2 pseudogenes are annotated in these 3,080 nt (G+C 61.3%); both read left to right on the forward strand.

The features are described from left to right. The first annotated feature begins 296 nt into the window (after window positions 1-296). Window positions 297-2,005 (forward strand): annotated as a pseudogene (locus JCM12178_RS17160) (L-lactate permease). 124 nt (window positions 2,006-2,129) lie between these two features. Next, window positions 2,130-3,080, forward strand: a pseudogene (locus tag JCM12178_RS17165) (FAD-binding oxidoreductase); the annotation flags it as partial.

Genomic DNA, 3,080 nt, shown 5'->3' on the forward strand with positions numbered 1-3,080 from the left:
CGAGCGTTTTGAAACCCTGAAGTACATGGCTCAGGCCGACTACTTCGGTGCCGAAGCGCACGAACCCAAGGACGCCGAAGTGGCGGACGAAGCCTGCACCACTGCCGACACCCCGGAACACGCCCGCCCCGATAGCGGCGAAGCGTGCGACGACGGCCGCGCAGGCAAATAGATACACCATAAACCGCCGGGAACCGGATGCGGACAGGGGGGACCCTGACCGGTTCCCGGCGGGATTGGATACTCAAGGCTGAGGTAGACGTAGTGTTTGAATTATTTAAAGAGAGGAGTGAGGAATGTCTCTCGAAGTACTGGCTCTCGTAGCCCTGCTGCCGATTCTGGTAGCGCTCGTTCTGATGGTCGGCATGCGCTGGCCCGCCACCAAGGCAATGCCCCTTGCATGGCTCACCGCCGCAGGCGGCGCAGTTCTCGTGTGGGGTCTCCCCGCCAAATATGTTGCGGCGCTGACCCTGCAGGGTTTTGTCACCGCCATCGGTATTCTCATCATCGTTTTCGGTGCGATTCTGATTCTTCGCACGCTCCAGCATTCCGGTGGTATGGAAACCATTCAGTACGGCATGCAGAACATCTCCGGTGACCGCCGCATTCAGGCCATCATCATCGGGTACATGTTCGCTGCATTCATTGAAGGTGCAGCCGGTTTCGGTACCCCGGCAGCACTGGCAGCTCCGCTGCTTCTGTCCCTCGGCTTCCCGCCGCTGGCCGCAGCAGTCATCTGTCTTGTCTTCAACTCCTTCCCGGTTACCTTCGGTGCGGTCGGTACTCCGGTCGTGCTCGGCCTGAAGTACCTCACCGGTCCGGTCGACGCTGCCGTGTCCGCCGGTGCCGCTGGCGTCAACTTCTCCAACATGACCGACTTCAACATGCTCGTCGGTCAGTGGGCCACCGTGATGCATCTGGCAATGATCTTCATCCTGCCGGTCTTCATGCTTGGCTTCATCACCCGCTACTTCGGTCCTGAACGCAGCTGGAAGCCCGGCCTCGCCGCCTGGAAGTTCTGCATGTTCGCAGCCGTCGCCTTCTCCGTGCCGTACCTGTTCTTCGCATGGACCGTCGGCCCCGAGTTCCCGTCCCTCATCGGTGGTCTTGTCGGTCTCGGCATCATCATTGCCGGTGCAAAGGCCGGTTTCTGCGTGCCCAAGCAGTCCTGGGACTTCGGCCCCTCCAGCAAGTGGGATTCCTCCTGGACCGGCACCGTTTCCGCCGACGCCACTGAGTTCAAGGCTCACATGAGCCAGTTCCGCGCTTGGCTGCCGTACATCCTGATCGGCATCATTCTGGTGGTCACCCGTATCCCCGAGCTGGGCCTCAAGGGCTTCCTCGCGGCTCAGGCCATCAAGTTCAACGCCATTCTGGGCTTCTCCAGCGTCAACGCCAAGATCGCGTACCTGTACCTGCCCGGTACCATCCCGTTCGTGCTGGTCGCGCTGCTGACCGTGCTGATTCACGGCATGCCCGCCGAAAAGGTCAAGGTGTCCTGGACTCAGGCCATCGCCACCATGAAGAACCCGACCATCGCGCTGTTCGCAGCCGTTGCGCTGGTGTCCATCTTCCGCGGCTCCGGCATTGCCGATGTGGCCCTGAACCCGAACAACTACCCGTCCATGCCGCTGGCAATGGCCAAGCTGTCGCCGCGCTGACCGGTAACGCATGGCCCATGTTCGCCTCCTTCGTCGGCGGTCTGGGTTCCTTCATCACCGGCTCCAACACCGTGTCCGACCTTCTGTTCGCCGAGTTCCAGTGGGGCGTTGCTTCCCAGCTTGAACTGCCGCGTCAGATCATCGTGGCCGCTCAGGCTGTTGGTGGCGCAATGGGTAACATGGTCTGCATCCACAACATCGTCGCAGTCTGCGCGGTTGTGGGCCTCTCCGGCATGGAAGGGCAGATCCTCAAGCGGACCGTCTGGCCTTTCCTGCTGTACGGTCTCGTAGTCGGCATCGTTGCTTCGCTCATGAGCTTCGTCTTCGTGCCGCACCTGTTCTAAGGTATGATATGATACCGGGAGCGGAGAGGGCTCCGCTCCCGGTTTTCGATATATTTCAACACGTAGTTTACGAAATGCGTCCGGTCCGAAAGGGTGTTACGGACGCCGCTAATCAGGAGAAATCATGACCAAGGAAGCTTTGACGAAAGATTTCCAGGCCATCGTCGGTGACGACAACGTCTTCACCAGTGAAACCGACCGCCATTCCTATTCCTACGACGCGGCTGTGCTCGATTCCGTTATGCCCGCTCTGGTCGTCCGTCCCACCACCAGCGAACAGCTGGGCAAAGTCACCAAGCTCTGTAACGAGAACGGCCTCCCGCTGACCGTTCGCGGCGCAGGCACCAACCTTTCCGGCGGCACCATTCCGCATCCCGGCGGCGTGGTCGTTTTGACCAACGGTCTGGACCGCATCCTCGAGATCAACGAGGAAGACATGTACGCCGTGGTCGAACCCGGCGTGGTCACCGCCAAGCTGGCCGCAGCCGTGGCCGCCAAGGGCCTTTTCTATCCCCCGGATCCGGGCAGCCAGACCGTCTCCACCATCGGCGGCAACGTGGCTGAAAACGCCGGTGCCTTCGCGGCCTCAAGTACGGCGTCACCAAGGACTACGTCATGGGCGTGGACTTCTGGGACGTCAACGGCGAACTGATCCACTCCGGCTCCCGCACCGTCAAGTGCGTCACCGGCTACAACCTTGCTGGCCTGATGGTTGCCTCCGAAGGCACTCTCGGCGTGTTCGACAAGGTCATTCTCAAGCTCGTTCCCCCGGCGCAGGCTGCCAAGTCCATGATGGCAATCTTCCCGTCCATGAAGGCCGCTTCCGAGACCGTGGCCGCCATCATCGCCAACAAGATCGTGCCCGCCACGCTGGAAATGATGGACAACTTCACCATCCGCACCGTCGAGAACTTCCGCAAGGCCGGTCTGCCCACCGAGGCTGCCGCGCTGCTGCTCATCGAAGTGGACGGCCATCCCGCACAGGTGGAAGAGGAAGCCGCCAAGGTCGAGGACATCTGCAAGCAGAACGGCTGCACCGAGCTGAAGGTCGCCAACGACGCCGCAGAGCGCGACG

The organism is Salidesulfovibrio brasiliensis JCM 12178 (assembly GCF_001311825.1).
GTDB lineage: Bacteria > Desulfobacterota > Desulfovibrionia > Desulfovibrionales > Desulfovibrionaceae > Pseudodesulfovibrio > Pseudodesulfovibrio brasiliensis.